This is a genomic window from Azospirillum sp. B506, assembly GCF_000333595.1.
Taxonomy (GTDB): Bacteria; Pseudomonadota; Alphaproteobacteria; order Azospirillales; family Azospirillaceae; genus Azospirillum.
The window spans coordinates 1-3,153 of sequence record NZ_BADK01000412.1 but is presented as its reverse complement, the minus strand read 5'-3'; the positions used below and the strand labels follow the sequence as shown (position 1 = coordinate 3,153).

General features: G+C 66.6%; 5 protein-coding genes. 3 read left to right on the top strand and 2 right to left on the bottom strand.

Annotated features, from left to right (window positions below; genetic code table 11):
• Window positions 1-722 (bottom strand): flagellar basal body P-ring protein FlgI (locus I71_RS12655; protein ID WP_042695216.1); only part of this gene is annotated, 722 nt, incomplete at its 3' end.
• A gap of 230 nt (window positions 723-952) precedes the next feature.
• Between I71_RS12655 and I71_RS12650 the strand changes: the two genes are divergently transcribed.
• From I71_RS12650 to I71_RS12640, 3 genes are all read left to right on the top strand, one after another.
• Entirely contained in the window at window positions 953-1,378 is a 426-nt protein-coding gene (locus I71_RS12650; protein WP_042695215.1) for a flagellar assembly protein FliX, read from the top strand.
• A 289-nt stretch (window positions 1,379-1,667) separates the two neighbouring features.
• A complete protein-coding gene (gene dksA, locus I71_RS12645) occupies window positions 1,668-2,087 on the top strand; it encodes an RNA polymerase-binding protein DksA (RefSeq protein WP_042695214.1) in 420 nt (139 codons plus the stop codon).
• Between the two features lie 283 nt (window positions 2,088-2,370).
• Window positions 2,371-2,589 carry a DUF6494 family protein gene (locus I71_RS12640; protein WP_042695213.1) on the top strand — a complete coding sequence of 73 codons (219 nt, stop codon included), beginning with the start codon at window positions 2,371-2,373 and terminating at the stop codon, window positions 2,587-2,589.
• 19 nt (window positions 2,590-2,608) lie between these two features.
• Here the strand turns inward: I71_RS12640 and I71_RS12635 are convergent.
• Window positions 2,609-3,153, bottom strand: a 545-nt coding sequence (locus tag I71_RS12635) for an ATP-grasp domain-containing protein (protein ID WP_042695212.1), incomplete at its 5' end; no start/stop codon positions are given.

Sequence of the window (3,153 nt, the reverse complement as noted above, 5' to 3'; positions counted from 1 at the left end):
GGCACGTTGATGAGGACGGAGGCCGGGTCGGTCGCTGGGGCGCGGTTGCCGCGCAGCTGGATGTTGATGGCGGTGGCCACCCGCTGGGCGGTGGTGAAGTCGGGGTTGCGCAAGGACAACCGCAGCACCGGCAGTTCGGCCAGCGAGAACTGGATCTCCCGCTCGACGATGGCGCCGGAGGAGATGCGGCCGGAGGTCGGCACGCCGCGGGTCACGCTGGCGCCCTGGCCCTGGGCGGTGAAGCCGGACACCGCGATGGGACCTTGAGCCACGGCATAGACCTCGCCGTCGGCGCCCATCATCGGGGTGACCAGCAGGGTGCCGCCCAGCAGGCTCTTGGCGTCGCCCATCGCCGATACCGTGACGTCGATGCGGGTGCCCTGGGCCGCATAGGCGCCCAGTGTCGCCGTCACCATCACCGCCGCCACATTCTTGGTGCGCAGGTTGGTGCCGCGGGTATTGACGCCCATCCGCTCCAGCATGCCGGTCAGGCTCTGTTCGGTGAAGGGCGAGTTGTTCAGGCTGTCGCCGGTGCCGTTCAGGCCCACCACCAGCCCATAGCCGATCAGCATGTTGTCGCGCACACCCTCGACATCGACGATGTCCTTGATACGGGCGGATGCGGCCAGCGCCGGTGCGGCCGCGATGCCGAACACCAGCAGGGCGGTCAGCAGGGCCGGGACGGCACGGCGGCGCAGAAGGTGAAGGGCGGTGGGGATCATGACGCGGACACTCCTGAACTCGTGCCCATCCCTATACAAACGCCGTGCCAGCCGCCGCGGATGGCGGCTTTCCGCCTCTGCCCTGAAAAACACCCGGACTATGGCGCCTTTTGGTCACAGCCGGCCGGCAATTTTTGCCCGATTGCGGCAAGCCTTGACCGGATGTTAAGGTTGATCCATCTACTGTGTGCGCGTTTACGCATCCTTTACTGCAAACGGTTGCACGGATCATGAAAGTCGAAGGCTCCGGAAACATACGCGGCAGTGGTTCGGTCCGCCGCACCGGCAAGGCCGAAGGCTCGTCCGGCGCAGCCTTCTCCAAGCAATTGGTGGGAGAGGCCGGCGCCGCCCACGGCGTCAGCGGCACCGCCGCCAGCGCCGGGGTTTCGGGCGTGCTGGCCCTGCAGGAGGTCGACGTCACCGACGACGCCACCGCCCGTGCGTCCCGCGGCAAGATGCGGGCGGAAGAGATGCTTGACCGGCTGGAGGAAATCCAGCACGGGCTGCTGTCCGGTTCGCTGTCGATGCAGAAGCTGGTCGATCTCGCCAAGGTGGTGCAGACGCGCCGCGCCCAGGTGGATGACCCGGCCCTGGCCGAAATCCTCGATGAAATCGACCTGCGCGCGCAGGTCGAACTGGCGAAGCTGACCTCCTGATTCGGCTGGCCGCATCCCGCACCGATGCGGGCGCCGGTGCCGCTGGGGCGGGGCGCTGCGGTTGGGTGTCCGGCTGCGTCCACACCTCGGGGGACAGGCCCGAGCGGAAGAGCGGCGCGTCAAACCCGCAGGACAGTCAGGGTGGGCGAATCTGCAACGCTGACAAATCTTTTTTATTCCAAGGGCTTGTTTGGTCGTTGCGGGGGCGAACCAATGGGTTGCGGTCGCGCCGTGGCGTGCCTATACTCCGCGCCGCCCGGATCACCCCTTTTTCGCTGGATGCTTTCGGATGACGTCGCCGCTTCTGCCCCAGAACTATTCCCCGTCGGATGACGAGGAGTTCATGAACCCGATCATGCGGGAGTATTTCCGCCAGAAGCTGCTGCGCTGGCGCGCGGAACTTCTTGCGGAATCCACCGGCACGCTCAACAGCCTCCAGGAAGGTGGTATCCAGGAACCGGATATTGCCGACCGCGCCTCGGCCGAGACCGACCGTGCGCTGGAACTGCGGACCCGCGACCGGGAACGCAAACTGATCTCCAAGATCGACGCTGCGCTGGAGCGCCTCGTCGACGGCAGCTATGGCTATTGCGAGGAGACGGGGGATCCCATCTCCGTCCGCCGGCTGGATGCCCGTCCGATCGCGACGCTGAGCCTTGAGGCCCAGGAGCGGCACGAACGGATGGAGCGGACCCAGCGCGACGACTGAGGCCGCACCGTTTTTCGGCCACGCTCGTCCGCCCGGTGCCGGACGCCGGGGGCGAGCTGTGCGTTTGCGTCGGGATGATCTGGCGTCGCCGGTATGATAGTGAACGGAAGGCGCCGGTTTTCGACCGGCGCCTTCGCCGTTTCAGGTTGCGGCCTGCAGAGTCTTCCCCCCTTGGGCCGGAATGGCAGGCCGGATTCATGAAACCACCGCTCATGGAACCAACACCGCGCCGAACGGGTTCCGAACGGCACGGGAAACGGCGGTTCCAATTCGGAGGGCGGCGATGGACAACGAGACTTTCAACCTCGACCTGCGCAAATTTCTCAAGCAGGTCGGCGTTACATCTCAGAGGGAAATCGAACTGGCGGTCGGCCGTGCCCTGGCCGAGGGACGGCTGGACGGGGTGAAGGCATTGCCGGTCCGCGTGGTGTTGACCGTCGATGGCATCGACCTCAGGCACGAGGTTGCCGGCGACTTGTCGCTGGTACAGCCGCCGGAGTGATTGCCCGGCAGCGGTCCGTTCAGGCGGAACGGAGATGCGGCGTCACGGTCAGGATCACCGCGGTCATCCGCTGTTCGCTCCACGGCACGTCATGATGGGCGGAGGTCAGGTAGGGGCTGTTGGGATCGCGGATCCACTCGGCGGGGAACAGCGCGACCTGCCGCGTTGCCGCCCGGCCAAAGACCGGCTCATGGGGCTGGCCGGTCAAGGCGCAGGCCATTGCCCGGCACAGGTCGCTGTCCGCCAGGCCGCCGAGATGGACGGTCTGGGTCGGACGGGCGTTGAACTCCAGGAAAACGGGCTGGCTGCCATCTTCCGGCAGAATGGCGTCGATACCGCCGAAACCGGAATAGCGTGTCACCTCGACGATGCGCCGTGCCATGTCGATCAGCGGCGGGTGATCCGCAAGTTCGATCACCGACGCCGGACCGAAGGGTTCTGGCTGCTGGTGTTGCAGGNCGGTATAGGCGAAGCCCTCAAGCATCCGGCCGCCCAGCGCGCAGAAGGACACCGAGGCGGCGCGTCCGCGCACGAACTCCTGGGCGACGACCTGCAGGTCGGCCC